Source organism: Agrobacterium sp. El2ro-1b, from assembly GCF_048298475.1.
Taxonomy (GTDB): domain Bacteria; phylum Pseudomonadota; class Alphaproteobacteria; order Rhizobiales; family Rhizobiaceae; genus Agrobacterium; species Agrobacterium fabrum.
The window spans coordinates 440,371-461,069 of record NZ_CP103458.1 but is presented as its reverse complement, the minus strand read 5'-3'; the positions used below and the strand labels follow the sequence as shown (position 1 = coordinate 461,069).

General features: G+C 61.0%; 16 protein-coding genes. 8 read left to right on the top strand and 8 right to left on the bottom strand.

From position 1 onward, the window contains the following. Positions 1-269: 269 nt before the first annotated feature. From NYR50_RS02215 to NYR50_RS02205, 3 genes are all read right to left on the bottom strand, one after another. A complete protein-coding gene (locus NYR50_RS02215; RefSeq protein WP_418136636.1) occupies positions 270-3,737 on the bottom strand; it encodes an AAA family ATPase in 3,468 nt (1,155 codons plus the stop codon). An 84-nt stretch (positions 3,738-3,821) separates the two neighbouring features. Further along, the gene (locus tag NYR50_RS02210) at positions 3,822-4,502 is read right to left on the bottom strand and encodes a DsbA family protein (protein WP_080817471.1); all 681 of its coding nucleotides are present in this window, start codon (positions 4,500-4,502) and stop codon (positions 3,822-3,824) included. A gap of 128 nt (positions 4,503-4,630) precedes the next feature. Next, positions 4,631-5,158, bottom strand: a complete 528-nt coding sequence (locus NYR50_RS02205; protein ID WP_418136635.1) for a DUF721 domain-containing protein — start codon at positions 5,156-5,158, stop codon at positions 4,631-4,633. A gap of 98 nt (positions 5,159-5,256) precedes the next feature. Between NYR50_RS02205 and mutY the strand changes: the two genes are divergently transcribed. Together mutY and NYR50_RS02195 are read left to right on the top strand one after the other, a co-directional pair. After that, positions 5,257-6,360 carry an A/G-specific adenine glycosylase gene (gene mutY / locus NYR50_RS02200; protein ID WP_418136634.1) on the top strand — a complete coding sequence of 368 codons (1,104 nt, stop codon included), beginning with the start codon at positions 5,257-5,259 and terminating at the stop codon, positions 6,358-6,360. After that, positions 6,357-6,968 (top strand): HAD family hydrolase, encoded by a 612-nt coding sequence (locus tag NYR50_RS02195; RefSeq protein WP_418136633.1) that lies wholly within the window; start codon positions 6,357-6,359, stop codon positions 6,966-6,968. Before mutY ends, NYR50_RS02195 begins: the two co-directional genes overlap by 4 nt. A gap of 319 nt (positions 6,969-7,287) precedes the next feature. On the opposite strand, the gene NYR50_RS02190 is transcribed toward NYR50_RS02195, so the two are convergent. Continuing rightward, positions 7,288-8,433, bottom strand: coding sequence for a site-specific DNA-methyltransferase (locus tag NYR50_RS02190; RefSeq protein ID WP_080810312.1), 1,146 nt, complete (start codon positions 8,431-8,433; stop codon positions 7,288-7,290). A gap of 235 nt (positions 8,434-8,668) precedes the next feature. On the opposite strand from NYR50_RS02190, the gene NYR50_RS02185 reads away from it, so the two are divergent. After that, a complete protein-coding gene (locus NYR50_RS02185) occupies positions 8,669-9,769 on the top strand; it encodes a hypothetical protein (protein WP_418136632.1) in 1,101 nt (366 codons plus the stop codon). A gap of 183 nt (positions 9,770-9,952) precedes the next feature. Here NYR50_RS02185 and NYR50_RS02180 read toward each other — a convergent pair whose 3' ends face one another. Together NYR50_RS02180 and NYR50_RS02175 are read right to left on the bottom strand one after the other, a co-directional pair. Further along, on the bottom strand, positions 9,953-10,417 hold the full coding sequence (locus NYR50_RS02180; RefSeq protein WP_418137328.1) for a DUF1284 domain-containing protein: 465 nt from the start codon (positions 10,415-10,417) through the stop codon (positions 9,953-9,955). A 45-nt stretch (positions 10,418-10,462) separates the two neighbouring features. Next, entirely contained in the window at positions 10,463-11,143 is a 681-nt protein-coding gene (locus NYR50_RS02175; RefSeq protein ID WP_010971151.1) for a GntR family transcriptional regulator, read from the bottom strand. Between the two features lie 214 nt (positions 11,144-11,357). Here NYR50_RS02175 and NYR50_RS02170 point away from each other — a divergent pair, with 214 nt between their 5' ends. Continuing rightward, positions 11,358-12,047 carry an HAD family hydrolase gene (locus NYR50_RS02170; RefSeq protein ID WP_004440401.1) on the top strand — a complete coding sequence of 230 codons (690 nt, stop codon included), beginning with the start codon at positions 11,358-11,360 and terminating at the stop codon, positions 12,045-12,047. 192 nt (positions 12,048-12,239) lie between these two features. Here NYR50_RS02170 and NYR50_RS02165 read toward each other — a convergent pair whose 3' ends face one another. Beyond that, the gene (locus tag NYR50_RS02165; protein WP_167304469.1) at positions 12,240-12,779 is read right to left on the bottom strand and encodes a PilZ domain-containing protein; all 540 of its coding nucleotides are present in this window, start codon (positions 12,777-12,779) and stop codon (positions 12,240-12,242) included. A 275-nt stretch (positions 12,780-13,054) separates the two neighbouring features. On the opposite strand from NYR50_RS02165, the gene thrC reads away from it, so the two are divergent. The 4 genes from thrC to NYR50_RS02145 all read left to right on the top strand — a co-directional run bounded on the left by thrC (position 13,055) and on the right by NYR50_RS02145 (position 19,377). Beyond that, positions 13,055-14,452: a threonine synthase gene (thrC, locus tag NYR50_RS02160; protein WP_162687969.1), complete on the top strand. Its 1,398-nt coding sequence runs from the start codon at positions 13,055-13,057 to the stop codon at positions 14,450-14,452. A 21-nt stretch (positions 14,453-14,473) separates the two neighbouring features. Continuing rightward, complete coding sequence (locus NYR50_RS02155) at positions 14,474-15,772, top strand: M16 family metallopeptidase (protein WP_010971146.1); 1,299 nt, start codon at positions 14,474-14,476, stop codon at positions 15,770-15,772. Positions 15,773-15,865: 93 nt separating this feature from the next. Further along, the gene (locus tag NYR50_RS02150) at positions 15,866-16,465 is read left to right on the top strand and encodes a GNAT family N-acetyltransferase (RefSeq protein WP_006309836.1); all 600 of its coding nucleotides are present in this window, start codon (positions 15,866-15,868) and stop codon (positions 16,463-16,465) included. Next, positions 16,462-19,377, top strand: coding sequence for an EAL domain-containing protein (locus NYR50_RS02145; RefSeq protein ID WP_006309835.1), 2,916 nt, complete (start codon positions 16,462-16,464; stop codon positions 19,375-19,377). The genes NYR50_RS02150 and NYR50_RS02145 overlap by 4 nt, the downstream gene beginning before the upstream one ends. Before the next feature lie 179 nt (positions 19,378-19,556). Here the strand turns inward: NYR50_RS02145 and NYR50_RS02140 are convergent, their stop codons facing one another. After that, positions 19,557-20,651, bottom strand: coding sequence for a zinc-binding metallopeptidase family protein (locus NYR50_RS02140; RefSeq protein WP_230059880.1), 1,095 nt, complete (start codon positions 20,649-20,651; stop codon positions 19,557-19,559). Positions 20,652-20,699 lie beyond the last annotated feature (48 nt).

Here is a 20,699-nt window from a genome sequence, read left to right as displayed (position 1 = left end):
CATCCGCATTCCCTCATTCCTGTGCTCGTCACAGGAATGAGGGAAAAGGGGGCGCATGCCCCCAAAAAGAAAGCCTTGCGAGGCCGCGGCAGCGACCTCGCAAGGCATTCCATCCGGTACAGGAAACCGGATGGTGGGGTCTGGAGAGAGCCCTAGACTTATAGGCAGACCATAACAAAATGCCGCGTGATGTCGCTCACCCGAATGGGTGAGATAGCAAGATAAATTCAAAATGAGCATAATTGGCGAAGAGAATCGGAAAAGGCGCCTCAGACGGCTTCGCGCAGCTGCTCAGCGGTCTGCAAATCCACCGACACCAGTTGCGAAACGCCCTGTTCGGCCATGGTGACACCGAACAGGCGGTTCATGCGCGCCATGGTGATGGGATTATGGGTGATGATGACGAAGCGGGTTTCGGTGGAGGCCACCATCTCATCCATCAGGTTGCAGTAGCGCTCGACATTGTGGTCGTCGAGCGGCGCGTCCACCTCGTCCAGCACGCAGATGGGCGCGGGATTGGTGAGGAAGACCGCAAAGATCAGCGCCATCGCCGTCAGCGCCTGCTCGCCGCCCGAAAGCAGCGTCATGGTCTGCGGCTTCTTGCCGGGCGGGCGGGCGAGGATTTCGAGGCCGGCTTCCAGCGGGTCGTCGGATTCGATCAGCTGCAATTCCGCCGTGCCGCCACCGAAAAGATGGGTGAACAGCCGCTGGAACTGCGAATTTACCACGTCGAAGGCGGCGATCAGCCGCTCACGACCCTCGCGGTTGAGGTTCTGGATGCCGGCGCGCAGCTTGCGCACGGCATCGATGATGTCATCCCGCTCCTTGATCAGCGCTTCGAGCTTGGCGGAAAGCTCCGCCTGTTCCTCCTCGGCGCGCAGATTGACGGCACCAAGCCTTTCGCGCTCGATCTTCAGCCGGTCGAGATCGCGCTCGACGTCGCGGATATCGGGCTTTGGCTGGTCCGGGCCAAGGCCGGTCAGGCGAAATGCCATATGCGGCTCGGTATTCAGCGTTTCGCGGATGCGGTGTTCGGTTTCCTGCCGTTTCTCGCGGGCGGAAACCAGACGTTCTTCGGCACGGCCGCGCTTTTCGCGGGCTTCGGCTAGTTCGGAAAGCGCCGTTGCCGCCACCCGATCGGCGGCACGCTGCAGGTTCTCCGCCTCGGCCAGCCGGTCGGCGGCGGAGCGGCGGGCGTCTTCGGTCTTTTGCAATTCGTTGAGGAGGTTTCGGCGTTTCTCGTCGAATTCCTCCGGCGCTATATCAAGCTCGGCGATTTCCTCGCGCGCCTCTTCCTCGCGTTCGCGCAATGTCGCGATATGATCGGCCGCACTGGCCGCCCGCGATTGCCAAGTGGAACGCTCCTGCCCTATGGCCTGAATTCTGCGCTGGCGGCTTTCCGCCTCGCGGCTCATGCCTTCATGGCGGGCGCGGGCTTCCGCCAGCAGGCCACGGTCGGTCGCGACTTCCAGCTGGCTTTCACGCAGCCGGAGATCAAGCACGGAAAGATCCGGCGCATCTTCCATTTCGATGCGGGCATTTTCTTCCTGAACGGCGATCTCGTCGATCTGCGCGCCGATCTGGTTCAGCGCTTCCGAGACGATATCCCGCCGGCGCAGCAGATCGCCCGAAGCCCGTTCGGCGGATGTCAGCGCCTCGCGTGCCTCGGCAAGCTGACGGGTCGCGAGCCGGCTCCGGTCGCGCACCTCCGAGAGCCGCAATTCACTGTTTCTGATGTCCTCGGTTTTCGCGGCAAGCTGGTCTTCGGCCTCTTCCAGAATGGAGCGGGCCTCGTCCAGCTCGGCTTCGATTTCGGCAAGGCGGTTCTTCTGCGACAGGCGAAGTGCGGCGGCACCCGGCGCATCGGCGCTGGCGATATGGCCATCCCAACGGAACAGCGCGCCGTCGCGCGTGACCAACCGCTGGCCAGCTTTCAGCGACGGCAGAAGGCGTCGGGCCTCCGATACGTCTGCAACGACACCGATCTGTGCAAGGGCGCGCCGGAGGGCATCCGGTGCCTGCGCATAGTCCAGCAGCGGTTTCGCACCCTGCGGCAAGACGGGATCATCCGCACCGTTTCCATTGCCGCCCCAATAGGCAGGGGCGCTCGCATCGAGCGGGCTTTCGAGATCATCGCCAAGCGCGGCGCCAAGTGCGGCCTCATAACCGCGCTCCACCGTCATTTCTTCCGCCACCGGCGTGAAACTGCCATTGGCGGCAGCGCTGGTGGCGAGCATTTTGGTGATGGTGCGTGCTTCGGTACCCAGCGCATTCAGCCGGTTCTTCGCCGTTTCCAGCGGCCCGCGCGCCAGTGCTTCGGCGGAACGCGCCTCGGCAACGGCCGCCTCGACTTCCTCTGCCACGATCAACGCGTCCTCGACGGCAATCTCCGCCGCTTCCACCGCTTCGCGCCGCTCAGCAGGGTCGGGAAGGCCGGAAAGCTTTTCGTCGATAGTGTCAATCTCGGCAGAAGCTTCCTGCGATTGCCGCTCCAGCCGCAGCTTGCGGTCAGAAAGATCGCGGATCGCCCGCTCCAGTTGCTGACGGCCCGCAGCCGCCTCGGCGCGCTCGGCGGTGATTGATGTGAAGACGGCTTCGCTTTCCGCCAGCTTGACGGCTGCAGCCTCGAAGGCTTCGCGCATCTCATCCGCATGACGACCGGAATCGGAGAGGATGTCGAGGAGTTCGGCCTCTTCTTCGTCCAGCCGCGCGAGTATCTGGGCATTATCGGCGACCAGCCGTTCCTCGCGGACGATATCCTCGCCAAGCTGCGAAAGACGGCGGGCCAGCTCGTCACGGCGGCGCAGCAGGCGGTTTGCCTCGTCATCCAGCTGGGTGCGGGCTATCTGCAGGCGTTGCAGGGCGGCGGCCACGCGGGCCTCGTCCTCGCGCAGTTCCGGCAGTTTCAGGCTCGCGATGCCCTGCTGCTTGGCCGCTTCCATCTGGCCTTGCGCCTTTTCGGCGACGATGTTGGTCGCCTGGTTGAGGGCGCTTTCCGCCTCGCCTTCCGCTTCCTTGGCCTCCACCCAGCGGATGTGCAGAAGGGTCGCCTCGCGAGCGCGGATATCGGCGGACAGCATCTTGAAGCGGTTGGCCTGGCGCGCCTGGCGTTTCAGGCTTTCGATCTGGCTTTCCAGCTGGGCGGTCACGTCTTCCAGCCGCTCCAGATTAGTCTCGGCGGCGCGCAGGCGAAGCTCGGCCTCGTGGCGGCGGGAATGCAGCCCGGAAATGCCGGCCGCCTCTTCCAGCAGCTGGCGGCGGGCCTGCGGCTTGGCATTGATGAGCTCGCCGATACGCCCCTGCCCGACCATGGAGGGCGAGCGGGCGCCGGTGGAGGCATCGGCAAACAGCAGCTGCACATCCTTGGCGCGGGCTTCCTTGCCATTGATGCGGTAAACGGAGCCGTTCTCGCGCTCGATGCGACGTGTCACCTGAATTTCATCGGCATCGTTGAAGGCAGCGGGCGCGGTGCGGTCGGAATTGTCGAGATAAAGGCCGACTTCGGCGGTGTTTCTGGCCGGGCGATTGCCGGAACCGGAAAAAATGACGTCATCCATGCCGGATGCGCGCATGTTCTTGTAGGAATTCTCGCCCATTACCCAGCGCAGCGCTTCGACCAGATTGGACTTGCCGCAGCCATTCGGGCCGACAACGCCGGTCAGACCGGGCTCGATGATGAATTCGGAGGGTTCAACGAAGGACTTGAAACCGACGACGCGGAGCTTGTTGAACTTCATGCCGTCACACCCAGGCAAGAAGATGGGCAATAAAAAACGGGCGTGCGGAAATATCCGCCGCCCGCTTTCTGAAGGCTTCGGTGATCAGAGCAGCTTGTCGATGACAGCCGACATGGTTTCAACCGACATGTCTCCTGCGTATTTCTTGCCGTTGATGATGAAAGTCGGCGTGGAGTTGACGCCGAATTCCGTCGCACCGCGTTGCATGGTTGCGTTCACATCATCCAGAAGTTTCTGGTTCGTCAAGCAGGCCTCGAAAGACTCCTGTGAGAAACCGGCCATTTTCGACATTTGCAGCAAAGCGGCACGCGCATCCTGGGCGACAGCCCAGCTCTGCTGTTGCTTGAACAGCATGGAAACGAAGGGGAAATACTGTCCTTCCGGTGCGCAGCGCGCCAGCATGAAGGCGGCAGCGGCGCGCGGATCGAACGGGAATTCGCGCAGCACGAAATAGACCTTGCCGGTATCGATGTACTTCTTCTTGATTTCTTCGAAGGTCTTGTTGTGGAAGTTGGCGCAGTGCGGGCAGGTCATCGACATATATTCGACGATCTTGACGGGTGCATTGGCATCGCCGAGCGCTGCTTCCGGCAGCGGGCCGGGCTTCATCACCGCAGCCATATCCACATCACCGGTGGATTCAGGCAGTTCCTGCGCCTGGGCAATACCGGGCGTGAAGGCAAACGGCAGGGCCGTGGCAAGGGCGGCAAGGGCAACACCGCCGAGAAGGCTGCGACGGGAAATGGTCAGTTCGGGAAAATGCATGAAAGCACCTGTTGGTAATAGACTCTATTGTCCGTTGATTCCGATATAGCGACGGCCTGTTCATCACAAGCGGAGTTCTGGACTCTTCTTGTCAAAGAATTGTGACCAGTCAAGGACAACCGCACCGATCAAATGCTTCGGCCACGCGGCTTCTTCTGCAAGACCGCCGTGCCAAGCCGTTCCACCGCCTTGCGCAATGCCTCGCTCTCGAGGCCTTCCATCATGTCATCGAGACGTTTTGCCGCATCGCCGCGCAGGGGTTGCGGTTTGCGCCGGCGGGTGATGGCCTGCGAGACGGGCTTCTGCACGATCCTGATCTGGCGCACGGCCGGAAAGCCGAAAAAGCCGTTGATGCGGGCGATGAGTTCGCCCTGGGCATGGGTGAGAAACAGGGCGCGCGCGCCTTCGCAGGCGATCGTCAGCACGCCGGGCCGATAACCGCCGCGATCCGGTCCCTCGTCGCGTCGCGGCCAGGTGATCTTTTCCGGCCGCGTGCAATCGGCAAAATCGTCACCGGCGATCTCATCCCAGGAGCCGAGCAGCGCGGTGTTGATGCCGGCGCGTTTCGACAGGACCGGGTCCATGATGCCGTTGGCAACTTCGGCGATCTGGACGACGCCTTTCCTTTGTTGAACGCCCTTCTGGGGATAACGCATGTTTCACTCACGTTTTGGGAGCCGGCGAATCCGCATGTTCTTGATCGCCTGCTTCTTATGTCCCAACTATAGGCCAAATCGAACAGAAACGGCAAACCATGCTTCAAAAAACCGCCCCGTCGTCTTATGCGCAGATGCTGCTAGCATGGTACGACCGGCATCATCGCGAACTGCCGTGGCGCACCTCCCCGGCCATGGCGGCACGAGGAAAACGTGCCGATCCCTACCACGTCTGGCTTTCGGAAGTGATGCTGCAGCAGACGACGGTGCAGGCGGTTAAACCCTATTTCCTGAAGTTTCTTGCCGCCTGGCCGCGTGTTGACGATCTGGCGGCGGCACCGGTCGAGGATGTCATGGCCGCTTGGGCGGGGCTGGGTTATTACGCCCGCGCCCGCAATCTTAAAAAATGCGCGGAGGCCGTGGCGCGCGAGCATGGTGGCGTCTTTCCGGACACGGAAGAAGGTCTGAAGCAGTTGCCCGGCATCGGCGATTATACGTCCGCCGCCGTCGCGGCCATCGCCTTCAACCGGCAGGCGGCTGTCATGGACGGCAATGTCGAGCGTGTGATTTCGCGCCTCTTTGCCATCGACGCGCCCTTGCCCGGCTCCAAGCCGGCCATGAAGGCGAAGGTGGCGGAATTGACCCCTGCCGAGAGACCCGGGGATTTTGCGCAGGCGATGATGGATCTCGGCGCGACGATCTGCACGCCGAAACGGCCGGCCTGCGCGCTCTGTCCTTTCAACGGCGCCTGCCTTGCGCTTGCCCGTGACGAGCCGGAGCGGTTTCCGGTGAAAGCCGCAAAAAGGGCAAAGCCGGTGCGGCTCGGGGCTGCTTTCGTCGCAGTGAATAGAGCGGGGGAGATTTTGCTGCGGCGGCGCATCGACAGCGGGCTTCTCGGCGGCATGACCGAGGTGCCGACAACGGCGTGGACCGCGCGGATGGATGGCGGCACTGAGGTGAGCCACGCACCCTTTGCTGCCGGCTGGCAGATGGCGGGCGTGATCGTGCATGTCTTCACCCATTTCGAACTGCGTCTGACCATCTATCGCGCGCAGGTGCCGGATGACCTCCAAACCGGACCGGATGACGGATGGTGGGAGCCGGTTACAAATCTTGACGCGCAGGCGCTGCCAACGGTGATGAAAAAAGTCATTGCAGAGGCTATTCCATCCGCATTCGATAAAACCAGGAAGTTTCGATGACCAAGATTGACCATATCGTATTCGACATCGGCAAGGTGCTGATCCATTACGATCCGCATATTCCCTATAGCCGCCTCATTCCCGATGCCGACGAGCGCCAATGGTTTTTCGAGAATGTCTGCACCCATGACTGGAACCTCGAACAGGATCGCGGCCGCCGCTGGGAAGATGCCGAGGCGCTGCTGCTTGAGCGGTTTCCCGAACGGGAAGAGCACATCCGCGCCTTCCGCAAGTTCTGGCACGAGATGGTCTCGCACTCCTATGATGACAGCGTCGAGATCATGGTTGCCCTGATCGACAGCGGCCATGATGTGACGATGCTGACCAACTTCGCCTCCGACACTTTTCGCGAAGCGCAGAAGATGTTCCCCTTCCTCACCCTGCCGCGCGGCGTGACGGTCTCCGGCGACGTGAAACTTTTGAAGCCGGATGTGGCGATCTACGATCTGCACGCAAAGGAATTCGACCTCAATCCGGCCACCAGCCTCTTCATCGACGATACGCTCGCCAATGTCGAAGGCGCCAAGGCCGCCGGCTGGCAGGCCGTGCATTTTACCGGCGCGGAAAAGCTGAAGCAGGATTTGCGGGCCTATGGGGTGGCGGTGTAGGAAAAGAAATTGGCGCAGGCGGAAATGGCGGTCTCCGGCCTGCGCCAGTCCTGCCGCAAGCGGCATCGGACGCAGTGTTTTTGTGAGCTTTCCGAACCGGATTTTCACAACCACTGCTCTGATTTGAGACAGTATTACGCGTCTCTTGCGCGAAACTTGTCTAGCTAAAGTTTTATATTCGAAAATACCAACGCCCGACACCAGGGTGCCGGGCGTTGGTCGTTTCTCTATCCGGGACTGAAGGTACTAAACCGGACAGAGACGTATTCTGACAAGGGCGGGCGGTGGATCGTCCGTCTCCAGCCTTTACGGCTCTCGACTATTCGGCCTTTGCCATTTCACTGCGGATGATGGTTCTGAGATCATCGATCGGCTTCAGCGCGTCGCCGTCCTCGAAATGCCAGAACGTCCATCCGTTGCATGCATCGAGACCCTGCACCTTCGCGCCGAGGCGGTGAATGGAGCCGGCGGTCCCGCCGGATGCGAGCGTACCATCGGCACGAATAATGGCGCTATAGCGACGTCGTGCATCCGTCAGCACCTGGCCCGGGCGGACAAGGCCGCTTTCCACGAGCGTGTTGAAGGCGACGCGCGGCTCAGCCTTCTTGCCGGTCATGACGGTCAGTTCCGCCTTGCCGAGTGGCTCGACGGCGGCGATGCGGGCGGATGCCGCATCGATATAATCCTGTTCGCGCTCGATGCCGACGAAATGGCGGCCAAGGCGTTTTGCAACGGCACCCGTGGTGCCGGAGCCGAAGAACGGATCGAGCACGATATCGCCCGGCTTGGTCGACGCCATGATGATGCGCGCCAGCAAGGCTTCCGGCTTCTGGGTGGGATGCACCTTCTTGCCGTCGTCGCCTTTCAGCCGCTCATGGCCGCTGCAAATCGGGAACAGCCAGTCCGAGCGCATCTGGACATCGTCGTTGGAGGCCTTCAGCGCGTCGTAGTTGAAGGTATAGCTCTTGGCTTTCGGATCGCGACTTGCCCAGATCATCGTCTCATGGGCGTTCTGGAAACGGCGGCCCTTGAAATTGGGCATGGGGTTGGTCTTGCGCCAGACGATATCGTTGAGGATCCAGAAATCGAGGTTCTGGAGCATGGCGCCGACGCGGAAGATATTGTGATAGGAGCCGATGACCCAGATGGTGCCGTTCGGTTTCAGCACGCGGCGGCAGGCGAGCAGCCAGGCGCGGGTGAAGGCGTCATAGGCCTCGAAGGAGGCGAACTGGTCCCATTCGTCATCGACGGCATCGACCAGCGACTGATCGGGCCGGTGCAGCGTGCCGCCAAGCTGGAGATTATAGGGCGGATCGGCGAAAATCGCATCCACCGACTGGCTCGGGAGGGCATCCAAGGCAGCGACACAATCACCTTTGATGATGCTGTCTTTCCAGGCGTCACTCTCGCCCGCACGATCAAAACCGGCACGCCGAAAATCGGCCAGCGGAAAAACTGCTGCCATTGGTACTCGCTCCATACGCTTACTCTCTACTGACGCTTATGGTTACCGAAGATGGTTATCAAAGCCTGAACAAGTCACGGAAAATGCGAAATAAATGGCTGTTGCGGCGCTCCGGCCGGATTTACGGCGGCAGGCGGGGAACCCGAAGTGCGGCAAAAACGTTGTGCACAACGGGTTCTTATGTTCCGCGGATCGACGCGGCAGGAAGAGCCATTATGGCAGGGGGTAATCCGCAATGGGGTCCGTGATGAAAATGGCTTCTTTTTCCATGAATGTCGTTTGTGCCGCTTTTTTCGCAACGGCGCTGCCGGCGCTGTCGCAGGAACCGGCTCCGACCCCGCAATATAACGTCGTTACCGACGCGGTGCTGTTCGACGGCGGCCCCTCACTTGGCAACAGCGACAAGGTGCGTTGGGATTTTTACAAGGCCGACCGAACCGGCGCGCGCACCGACACCAATGCCGGCGGGTCCTATGACGCCACCTTCGAAGCAAAACTGCCTGCCGGCAGATATGTCGGCGTGGCGGCGCTCGGCAATGTGACCCGCGACGTGCCCTTCGAGGTGAAGGACGGAAGCATCGCGCGGCCGAAGGTGAATTTCGACGCGGCGGAACTGACTGTCGTGCCGAAACGTAGCGCCGGCGGCGATGTGGAAACACAGACGAAAACCGAAATCACCAAGGGCGATTTCAAGGACAGCGTCTATGGGCAGAATACGGTCTTCGTGCCGGCTGGCGAGATTGTGCTGACCGGCAGCATTGGGCCAGCGCGGGCGCAGGAAACGCTTGCCGTCAAGGCCGGCGAAAAGATCAGCCATGAGCTGGTCATTCCAAGCGGCGTGGTCATCGCCAAGGCGGTTTATGCGCAGGGCGGCAGGGCTGTCGAAACGGACGACATCCGTTTCGAGGCGATGTCAGCCAAGGAAACACTGGATGGCACGCGCCAGACCATCAGCGGCGTTTACGGCACCGGCAAGATGATGGAAATGCCCGCAGGCGATTTCGTCATGCGCGCCCGTCTAGGCAAGGTGACGGCGGAACAGCCATTCACGGTAACCGCCGGACAACGCTCGGAAATTACCCTTAATCTCGATGCCGGCGTTCTTGCCATCACCGCCCCCGGTGCGGAACGGATCGATATCGTTGAAACGACCAAGGACCTTCAGGGCACGCAGAAGGAGATTTCCGGCCGTTACGGCACGAAACATCAGGAAACCCTGCATCCCGGCGATTATTCGGTGAAGGTAAGCTACGACAAGAAGTCCGGCCGCGACCCGAAGGAGATCACGGCGACCGTCAAGGCGGCGGAGCGGACCGAGACGACTGTGGCGGAGTAATTGCCACGGGGCGGTTGTTCCCCGCATCCTCATTCCTCCTGCCCCTCCCTCATTCCTGTGCTTGTCACAGGAATCCAGCCAGCCCAAGTCCTTAGGCTGAAAGGAGTCTCCCCGTCGCGCGGACGCGCGCCGGCTGGATCCCTGTGACAAGCACAGGGATGAGGGCCGGCGGAATTTAGAACATCACAATTTCCGGCCGGACGGCCCATATTTGGGCCTGAGCATCGGATGGCGCATTGCATCCTTCGGCACCACCTGTGACGGCACGCCGATTTTCACGCCGGCAAATCCCGAAGCCGCGATACGGTCGCATAGCCTGATCCACTGGCAGCCGCGACAGGCCTGCCGGATGTCTCCGGCGGCGAAAGCCAAGCGCATCTTGGCGAGAAAATCCGGCGTCACCCGCAGCCTTTTACCGGCAATCAATGTTTCGCCAAGAAGTGTCGAAACCGACAGACGGGCCGTCTCGTCCCGTTGCACAATACCGTCGTTGAAACAGTGGGCATGGCTTTCGCAGAGCAGACCTTCGCAGACGTCGTCCGCCCCCTCCACCAGCTCGATATCTTCGCCCGCATTCAGCCGGGCGGCAACGCGGTCGTAATTTTCCACGAAGCCCGATGTGTAGCCCTTGCCGACATAGGTCAGCATACAGAGAAGGTGGTGGGGCCGCAGGCGGACGGTCACGAGTTCGCCCTATCCAACGATGGCGAAGGCATCACGCACCGAGCCGGACGAGGTGCGGATCGCCTTACGGCCGATCCATTGCACATGTCCATCGAGAATGCGCACCGCCTCCTCGGCGCGGCCGCCACGAAGCGCATCCAGGATTGCGCGGTGATCGGTATCGGTGCGGCGTTCCCAGCCGGCCCGCCAGGCGGAGAACAGGAAACGGGCGCTCGCCGCATGCAACCCGTCGATAGCCTCCATCAGGCGCGGCATGTTGCAGGGCGCGGTGATGAGGCGGTGGAAACGACGATTGGCCTCCTCCCAATGCTGAACATCGACGGCGCTATCGCCTTCAAGGGTGGCCGCTTCCGCCTGATCGAGAATGGCAGGGGTCATGTTGGGAATAGCGTGGCGCAGCGCCAGCACCTCAAGGGCTGCGCGCATTTCCGCAACCTCGCGCACATCGTCGAGCCCGAAATCCGCGACCCGCACACCCCGGCGCGGAATGCTGGCGGCCAGCCCCTGCGCTTCCAGCCGGCGGAAAGCCTCGCGCACCGGCACATGCGAAGCGCCGAATTCGGCGGCGATATGATCCTGCCGCAGACGTTCGCCCGGCGACAGCTCACCACGAACGATGCGCTCGGCCAGAGTGCGGCTGATGCGTGCGGCGATGGTGTCTTCGGGCGTGGTTTTTTCTGGCTTGGGCATACTATCCCTTAACGCAAATGCCGCAGCCCTGTGTAGCGGTTTTTAGGGACGTCAAACCGAATATTCGAAGCCTGGCAGCCGCTAACCCATTCCTCGCCAAGCTATGAGCCCGGCGGGACCGACCCTTGCGGGCGAACCGGTTGAGCTTGGCGCGGACATGGTCTAAAAGCCCGGCATCATTTTCTTCCGAGCAAATCCGATAAAGGGAGCGCCCATGAGCGGCTTCGACCTCATTATTTTCGACTGCGACGGCGTTCTGGTCGATTCCGAAATCATCGCCGCCCAGGTGGAATCCCGCCTGTTGACCGAGGCCGGTTACCCGATCTCCGTCGAGGAAATGGGCGAGCGCTTCGCTGGCATGACCTGGAAGAACATTCTTCTGCAGGTGGAAAGCGAAGCCAGCATTCCGCTCTCCGCATCGCTGCTCGACAAGTCGGAAAAGCTGCTCGACATGCGGCTGGAGCGTGACGTGAAGATCATCGAGGGCGTGAAGTTCGCGCTGTCGCGCCTGACGACGCCGCGCTGCATCTGCTCGAACTCCTCGAGCCACCGCCTCGACATGATGCTGACGAAGGTGGGCCTGAAACCCTATTTCGCGCCGCATATCTATTCCGCCAAGGACCTCGGCGCCGACCGCGTGAAGCCGAAGCCGGATATCTTTCTGCACGGCGCAGCACAGTTCGGCGTCTCGCCTGATCGCGTGGTGGTGGTCGAAGATTCCGTGCACGGCATCCATGGCGCGAAGGCCGCCGGCATGCGGGTCATCGGCTTCACCGGCGCATCCCACACCTATCCGAGCCACGCCGACCGGCTGACGGATGCCGGTGCGGAAACGGTGATCTCGCGCATGCAGGATCTGCCGGCCGTGATTGCGGCTATGGCGGAGTGGGAAGGCGCTTTTTGAGTTGCTGGCTTTCGCCCAAACGCCACTTCGTCATGCTCGGGCTTGTCCCGAGCATCTGCAACGGTTTGAATTTACGTGAGGTGTTTGGATCCTCGGGACAAGCCCGAGGATGACGTCGCGTATGAGGAATATTACTCCGTAGTCCAACCGGAGGCCGCAAAAGCAATCTCCGGCCTCATTTCTCCCGTCAAATCACCGGCGCTTCGTTTTCGCCTTCGCACCCTGCTCGGCAAATCCGATATAGACGCTGACAGACCGCGGCGCGCCGCCCGGTCCGTTGGGAATGGCGACGTGGTCGTTGTTGAAGATGAACTGCGTGCCCGCTCCGCCTGCCGAAACGTCGATGGCGAAATTGGTCGTTTCGCCGAAAATCTCGCCGTCGCCGTCCTTCACCGTCACGCGGATCGGTACGGTGACGCGGCCGGGCTTGGCCATCGGGCCGGGAACGAGACGGCCCTGCGCCAGGACGTTCACCGTCAGCGTCGATTCATTGGCGGAGCAGGACCGTGTCGTATCTGACAGCGACACCTGATAGGCGAGTTTCTGCGGATCGTCCTTGGCGCCGCCGGCATAAACGCGATGCACGGCGCTGGCGTCGAGAACCGTGACCGTCGGGCAGTTGGCCTGCACCACCGGGGTGACGGCATTGGCCTGCGCGGCCGGAGGATTGACGGCAAGCGAGTCCGACGGGTTGGATGAATTACATCCTGCAACGACGGCCAGAAGCGACATCGCGGCGGACAAACGCAAGAAATTCCCTGACACTCTTCTAATTCCCTCTCCATTGTCCCGGAACCGAACCGGAGACGCTGTTTATTGACCTTTCACGCAGGTTGGCGATGGTCTATAGCAGCGACGCCGGAAAAAATCGATTGGCATGTTCGGTTTTGCTTGAATTTTCAAAAAAGCCCTTCATTACCTCGCCAATCGCCTCATTCCGGCGGGATGCTGCTGATAAAGAGCCGGTAACGGCACGGACAGACCGGTAAACGACAAGGGACTATCTCGTGAAATATGTATCGACCAGGGGTGCGGCCCCTTCGCTTGGTTTCTGCGACGCGCTGCTGGCAGGCCTTGGCCGTGACGGCGGGCTTTACGTGCCGCGCGAGTGGCCTTCCATGTCGAAGAAGGAAATCCGCAACCTGCGCGGAAAATCCTATCAGGACGTCGCCTTCGAGGTTCTCTACCGTTTCACCGGCGGCGAAATTCCGGCCGACAAGTTCAAGGCGATGATCGACGACGCCTATTCGACGTTCCGTCACCCTGCCGTCGTGCCACTGACGCAGACCGGCCCGAACACCTTCGTGCTGGAGCTTTTCCATGGCACCACGCTCGCCTTCAAGGATGTGGCGATGCAGCTTCTCGCCCGCCTGATGGACTATACGCTGACGGAACGCGGCGAGCGCGCCACCATTGTCGGCGCCACGTCCGGCGACACCGGCGGTGCGGCGATCGATGCCTTTGCCGGGCGCGAACGCACCGATATCTTCATCCTTTTCCCGAACGGCAAGGTCTCGCCGGTGCAGCAGCGCCAGATGACGACATCCACCGCTTCCAACGTGCATGCGCTGGCGATCAACGGCAATTTCGACGATTGCCAGACGCTGGTCAAAGAGATGTTCAACGACGTGAAGTTCCGCGACGGCGTGAAGCTTTCCGGCGTCAACTCCATCAACTGGGCGCGCATCATGGCGCAGGTGGTGTATTATTTCACCGCCTCGCTGTCGCTCGGCGGCCCGGACCGGAAGATTTCCTTCACCGTTCCGACAGGCAATTTCGGCGATATCTTCGCCGGTTACGTCGCCAAGAAGATGGGGCTGCCGATCGACAAGCTGGTCATCGCCACCAATGACAACGACATTCTGGCACGCACGCTGAAGACCGGCCGTTACGAGATGCGCGGCGTCAAGCCCACCACCTCGCCTTCGATGGATATCCAGATTTCGTCCAACTTCGAACGCCTGCTGTTTGAAGCCTATGACCGCGATTCCGCTGCGGTGAAGGCGTCCATGGATGGCCTGAAGCAGTCCGGCGCCTTTGAAATTCCGCCGAAGGCACTGAAATTCATCAAAAAGGATTTCCGCGCCGGCCGCGCCACCGAAAAGCAGGTTGCGGCGACCATTCGCGACACACTTGAAAAGACCGGATACCTGATCGATCCGCATACGGCGACCGGCGTTTTCGTGGCTGAGAAGCACGAAAAAGCGGGAAGCCCGATGGTGGTTCTGTCGACCGCCCACCCGGCTAAATTCCCGGCCGCTGTAAAATCCGCTTGCGCAATCGACCCGGCGCTTCCAGTATGGCTAGCTGACATTATGAACCGGGAGGAGCGTTTCGACATTCTGGACGCAGAGCTGAAAGCCGTGGAAACCTTCATCGGCCAACATGCACGCGCCGGCAAATAGAGACGCGGAAAGACGTTGAGTATGAGAGTTAATGTGACCCGGCTTTCGTCCGGGTTGACCGTTGTAACGGAAAGAATGCCACATCTCGAAAGCGTTGCTCTTGGGGTGTGGATCAAATCCGGGTCCCGCAACGAGACGACTGCCGAGCACGGCATCGCCCATCTTCTCGAACATATGGCCTTCAAGGGTACGGCGCGCCGCACCGCCCGGCAGATCGCCGAAGAGATCGAAAACGTCGGTGGCGAAGTCAACGCCGCAACATCGACGGAAACAACCTCCTATTATGCCCGCGTCCTGAAAGACCATGTTCCTCTCGCGGTCGATATCCTTGCTGATATCCTGACGGAATCGCTGTTCGACGAAGACGAGCTGGAGCGCGAGAAAAACGTCATTCTCCAGGAAATCGGCGCTGCGACCGATACGCCTGACGACGTGATCTTCGACAATTTCTCCGGCGTCGCCTATCGCGACCAGACCATCGGCCGGCCGATCCTCGGCACGCCCGACACCGTGCAATCCTTCACGAGCGGTGAGATCAGGCATTATCTCGCCCGCAATTATACGACGGACCGGATTTTCGTCGTCGCCGCCGGCGCGGTCGATCACGAAAGCTTCGTGAAGCAGGTGGAGGAGCGTTTTGCCTCGCTGCCGCTCGTGCCGGCGGCACCGCCCGTCATGGAAAAGGCGATCTATACCGGCGGGGAAATCCGCGAGACGCGCGACCTAATGGATGCGCAGGTGCTGCTCGGTTTCGAGGGCAAGGCCTATCACGCCCGCGACTTCTATTGTTCGCAGATACTCGCCAATATTCTCGGCGGCGGCATGTCATCGCGTCTCTTCCAGGAAGTGCGCGAGGCGCGCGGCCTGTGTTATTCCGTTTATGCCTTCCATTGGGGTTTTTCCGATACGGGCATTTTCGGCGTGCATGCGGCGACCGGCGGCAATGACCTGCCGGAACTGATACCCGTCATCGTCGATGAATTGCGCAAGTCTTCGGAGACTATCCATCAGGACGAAATCAACCGCGCCCGCGCACAGATCCGGGCGCAATTGCTGATGGGACAGGAAAGCCCGGCTGCCCGCGCCGGCCAGATTGCCCGGCAGATGATGCTTTACGGCCGCCCCATCCCCAATGAAGAAATGATGACGCGCCTCGAAGACATCACCCGGGAGCGCCTGACCGATCTTGCAGGCCGGCTGTTTTTCGATACAGTTCCGACATTGTCTGCCATTGGCCCACTGGAACAGCTGCCGCCGCTTTCAGACATCACTGCCGCGCTGTCCGCGCAGCAGCCTGCAAGGATAAAGGCGAACGGATAAACCACTATGAGAGCGGGACTTAAAGGCGAAGACCGCTCATCTTTTTCGCCGTCCCGCTTGCGGATGGCGATATCTGCCGCCCAGGGATCGTGAATGCTGCGTTTTCTTTCCCGACATAACGACACGCCGGAACTGCGCAGCGCCGATCATCTCCTCAGACTGCCGCGTTACAGCGATTTCAAGCAATGGCATGTGCTACGCTCGGAAAGCCGGCAGTTTCTTCAGCCCTGGGAGCCGACCTGGCGCCCGGATGAGCTGACCGAAGGCGCCTTCCGCATGCGCGTGGTGCGCAACGGCCAGGAATTTTCCTCCGGCACCGCCGTCTCGTTTCTGCTGTTCGAAAAAGAAACCCTGCTCGTCGGCGGCATCACCATCGGTTACATCCGCCGGGGCGCCGCACAAAGCTGCATGATCGGCTACTGGACAGGCGAACGGCACGCGGCACGAGGCCATATGTCTGCCGCATTAAAATTGGTAATACCCTACATCTTTAACGGACTTCAGTTGCACCGTATCGAGGCAGCCTGTATTCCGGAAAACTTCAAAAGCATCCGGCTTCTCGAAAATGCCGGGTTCCAGCGGGAAGGCCTCTTGCGGGAATATCTGAAAATCAATGGCCAATGGCGGGATCATATGATGTTTTCCCTTCTTGCCGACAAGCAAAGCTCCGGCGGAACGAAGTACGATACATGACCTACAATCACACTGCGCCGTGCCTGTCGAAACGTCTGGCGGCAATCGCACTGGCTGTGCCGTTTTTCCTGCTTTTCGTGCTTTTTGCCTCTCATTCCTACGCTTTCGAACCGGTGAAGATTTCCCGTGACGACACGGCGCTCGATCTCACCGCAACGACCGATATCTATGCCAATCAGGGCGAAGCCTTTCAGGTCTCGACCGCACCCGGCCCTGACGGCATCCGCCGCCGTATCGAAGTGCGCGCCAGTTCCGAAGACCATCAGGGTGACTGGGCGGTCTTTGCGCTCGCCAACGTCTCCGAAGAGCAGCTGGAGCGCGTGATCGTCGCGCCGCATTTCCGTCTCGTCAATTCCAAGCTGTTCTGGCCCGATCTCGGCTCGCAGCGCATCATCGCCATCACGCCGAGCGAAGGCTTCGCGCTCGACCGGCAGCCAAGCCCGGATGCCGACGTGTTCCGCATCACGCTCAATCCCGGCTCCGTCATCACCTTCGTAGCCGAGCTTTCCACGCCACAGCTGCCGCAGATCTATCTCTGGGAACCGGAAGCCTACAAGGACACGATCAACGCGTTTACGCTCTATCGCGGCATCGTGCTCGGCATTGCCGGCCTGCTGGCCGTGCTTTTGACCATCCTTTTCGTGGTCAAGGGAACCTCTGTTCTACCGGCATCGGCCGCACTGGCATGGGCTGTGCTCGCCTATATCTGCGTCGATTTCGGTTTTCTCGAAAAACTCATCACCGTCACCTCGAGCGATCAACGAATATGGAGGGCGGGCGCCGAAGTCGCGCTCGCCTCCAGCTTCGTGGTCTTCCTCTTCACCTATCTCAATCTCAACCGCTGGCATGCGCATCTGGGTTATGCGACCTTTGCCTGGGTGGTGGGTCTGGCGCTGCTGTTCGGCGTGGCGATCTACGATCCCTCCGTTGCGTCAGGTATTGCCCGTGTCTCCTTTGCGCTGACGGCGACGGCCGGTATCGCGCTTATCATCTATCTCGGCTTCAACCGTTACGACCGGGCTATTTTGCTCGTGCCCTCCTGGGCACTCATTCTCGTCTGGCTGTTCGGCAGCTGGCTGACGGTAACGGGACAATTGGACAACGACATCGTGCAGCCGGCGCTTGGCGGCGGGCTGGTGCTGATCGTGCTGCTGATCGGCTTCACCGTCATTCAGCATGCCTTTGCCGGCAGCGCCTATCAGCAGGGCCTGTTCTCCGATCTCGAGCGCCAATCGCTGGCGCTGACGGGCAGCGGCGATACCGTGTGGGACTGGGATGTGACGCGTGACCGCATCGTCACCACGCCTGACATTTCCAACCGGCTGGGGCTGGAACCCGGCACCATGCATGGTGCTGCGCGCAACTGGCTGCCACGTCTGCACCCGGACGACCGCGACCGGTTCAAGGCGACGCTCGACGTGCTGCTCGACCACCGCAAGGGCCGCCTCAACCACGAATTCCGCATTCGCGCCGAGGATGGCCATTTCCACTGGCTGCAAATCCGCGCCCGTCCGGTTCTTGGCTCCAACGGCGAAATCATCCGCTGCGTCGGCACCATTACCGATATCACCGAGCAGAAAAATTCGGTGGAGCGGCTGTTGCAGGATGCGATGAACGACAATCTGACCGGGCTTCCGAACCGTCAGGTCTTCCTCGACCGGCTGCAATCAATCCTCAACCTGTCCCCCGATAGCGAGGGCGTGCGGCCGACCGTGATGGCGATCGATATCGACCGGTACAAGCTGGTCAATGACACACTCGGCATTGCCGCCGGCGACAATATTTTGATTGCGCTGACCCGGCGCCTGCGCCGCCTGCTGAAACCGCAGGATACGCTGGCGCGTCTCGGCGGCGATGAGTTCGGCCTGATCCTGACCTCCGAGCGCGATCCGCAGCGTGTTGCCGATTTCGCCGATGCGGTGAACAAGGCGATCATGGTGCCGATCAATTTCGCCAACCGCGAAATCATCCTCACCGCCTCCATCGGCCTCGTCTCGTGGATCGACCAGCAGGAAAGTGCGGCCGGACTGCTGAGCGACGCCGAACTGGCCATGTATCGCGCCAAGCGCGCCGGCGGCAACCGCGTCGAGCCGTTCCGCCCCGCCTTCCGCACATCCGGCACCGACCGTTTGCAGATGGAAAGCGACCTTCGCCGCGCCATCGAGCGCAAGGAGCTGTCGCTCGCCTATCAGCCGATCGTCAAGCTTGACGATGGCGCGCTGGCCGGTTTCGAGGCCCTGATGCGCTGGGAACATCCCAAGCGCGGTAATATTCCGCCGAGCGAGTTCATTCCGATTGCGGAGGCTTCCGGCCTGATCGAGCCGCTCGGCATGTTCGCACTGGAACGGGCGGCGACCGACCTGATGGACTGGCAGCATGCCATCGACAAGATGCCGATCTTCATTTCCGTCAATATTTCCAGCGCGCAATTGCTGAACAACGAATTGTACAACGACGTGCGCGGCATGCTGACCCGCACACGCTGCAATCCGCAACAGCTGAAGCTGGAACTGACGGAATCCGTCGTGATGGAAAACCCGGAACAGGCGCGGCTGGTGCTTTCCAAACTCAAGGAAACGGGCCTCAGCCTCGCTATGGACGATTTCGGCACCGGCTATTCGTCGCTCGCCTATCTCACCCGCTTCCCCTTCGACACGATCAAGCTCGACAAGGCGCTGGTGGCCAATACCAGCGACAAGCGCAACGTGCTCCTGCGCTCGGTCATCGCCATGGCGCGCGCGCTCGATATGCAGGTGGTGGCGGAAGGCATCGAAACGCCCGAGGATGCGGCGGAACTGGCGCGCATGAACTGCCATTTCGGCCAGAGCTTCATGTTCGGCACCCCGGTTTCCGGCGATGCGGCGCTGAAGCTCCTGCGCGAGCGGTTCCAGCCGACGAAGCGGGCGTCTTGAGCGAAGGGGTGCGGTGACGCCACCCCTCTCCCCAAAACGCGACGTCATCCTCGGGCTCGTCCCGAGGATCTAATCACGCATCCTAAAATGACCATTGGCAGATCCTCGGGACAAGCCCGAGGATGACGGAAGAGAGATTATTCCTTCTCCTCAAAAGTCTTGGATTTCTCGCCAAACGATCACTGACCCATCGCCATCTGCGGCGCATCCACCGCCACGTTTCCATGCAGGAGGTCGTGAACGAACTCCATCTTCGCCACCACCGGCGGCGTCAGCACGAAGGGATAAAGGTCCGCCTCCCCCATGCTGCGCTGAATGGAATTGATGGCGACGCTGAGCGGAATCCAGGCCTTGACCAGCTGTGCGGCACTACGGGCCCTATAGGGATCGAAGGTTACCTCCGCCGCCATTTCCTCGTGTCCGTCGGGGTCTATCGCCACACCGAAGGCGCGCGCCGTCTCCAGCGTATCGACAATATGCAGATAGTGGGCGAAGCATTCGGCGAAATCCTCCCACGGGTGGACCGAGGCATAGGCGCTGATGAAATTCTCCTGCCAGTCTGGTCGCGGCCCGCCCTCGTAATTGCGTTGCAGGGCGGCGGCGTAATCCTCGCGCTCGTCCCCGAAAACGGCGCGGCAGGCTTCCAGCCGGTTCGCGTCGCGCACCAGCTTGTTCCAGATGAAATGCCCGACCTCGTGGCGGAAATGGCCGAGCATGGTGCGATAGGGCTCATTCATATTGGCGCGCACCTGTTCGCGCGTCGCATCATCCGCTTCTGCGGCGCGAATGGCGATCAGGCCTTCGTCGTGACCGGTCATGGCGGGAATGATGGAGCCATCGGGTGCGACCTCGTCCACCAGAAAGTCGAAAACGAGACCGCCGGCGGGATCGGCATCGCGGTTGGGATGCGGCAAGCCAAGCTTCAGGATCGAATAAAACAGATGCCGCTGGGCCTGGCTGATGCCGCGCCATTGCTCGATCCCCTCTTCCGTCGCAATGTCCGGCACCAGGCGATTATGGCTACAGGCCGGGCAAAAGGCGCTGGCGCTCTCCGCCGGCACCGACCAGTTGCAGATATCGTTCACCTCATTGGCGCAGAACCGCACCTGCCTATCCGGCTCCGCGATGATCTGCCAGTTCGGTTCACCCGCAGGTGCGAGCGCTTCCATGGACAGCCGTTCCGGCACGAAGGCCAGACGATGGCCGCAGGCGACACAGAAGCGATTGTCGAAATGAACAGGCTGGCCGCAGGACGCGCAGGAGAAAAGCTTCACGGGTGACACCCTTGCAATGGTCGGAGGAGAAAAGGCAGACATAAAATA

Coding starts and splice junctions, on each gene's coding strand:
- NYR50_RS02215 (WP_418136636.1), bottom strand. CDS start 3,737: ATGAAGTTCAACAAGCTCCGCGTCGTCGGTTTCAAGTCCTTCGTTGAA.
- NYR50_RS02210 (WP_080817471.1), bottom strand. CDS start 4,502: ATGCATTTTCCCGAACTGACCATTTCCCGTCGCAGCCTTCTCGGCGGT.
- NYR50_RS02205 (WP_418136635.1), bottom strand. CDS start 5,158: ATGCGTTATCCCCAGAAGGGCGTTCAACAAAGGAAAGGCGTCGTCCAG.
- mutY (WP_418136634.1), top strand. CDS start 5,257: ATGCTTCAAAAAACCGCCCCGTCGTCTTATGCGCAGATGCTGCTAGCA.
- NYR50_RS02195 (WP_418136633.1), top strand. CDS start 6,357: ATGACCAAGATTGACCATATCGTATTCGACATCGGCAAGGTGCTGATC.
- NYR50_RS02190 (WP_080810312.1), bottom strand. CDS start 8,433: ATGGCAGCAGTTTTTCCGCTGGCCGATTTTCGGCGTGCCGGTTTTGAT.
- NYR50_RS02185 (WP_418136632.1), top strand. CDS start 8,669: ATGGGGTCCGTGATGAAAATGGCTTCTTTTTCCATGAATGTCGTTTGT.
- NYR50_RS02180 (WP_418137328.1), bottom strand. CDS start 10,417: ATGCTGACCTATGTCGGCAAGGGCTACACATCGGGCTTCGTGGAAAAT.
- NYR50_RS02175 (WP_010971151.1), bottom strand. CDS start 11,143: ATGCCCAAGCCAGAAAAAACCACGCCCGAAGACACCATCGCCGCACGC.
- NYR50_RS02170 (WP_004440401.1), top strand. CDS start 11,358: ATGAGCGGCTTCGACCTCATTATTTTCGACTGCGACGGCGTTCTGGTC.
- NYR50_RS02165 (WP_167304469.1), bottom strand. CDS start 12,779: ATGTCGCTTCTGGCCGTCGTTGCAGGATGTAATTCATCCAACCCGTCG.
- NYR50_RS02155 (WP_010971146.1), top strand. CDS start 14,474: ATGAGAGTTAATGTGACCCGGCTTTCGTCCGGGTTGACCGTTGTAACG.
- NYR50_RS02150 (WP_006309836.1), top strand. CDS start 15,866: ATGCTGCGTTTTCTTTCCCGACATAACGACACGCCGGAACTGCGCAGC.
- NYR50_RS02145 (WP_006309835.1), top strand. CDS start 16,462: ATGACCTACAATCACACTGCGCCGTGCCTGTCGAAACGTCTGGCGGCA.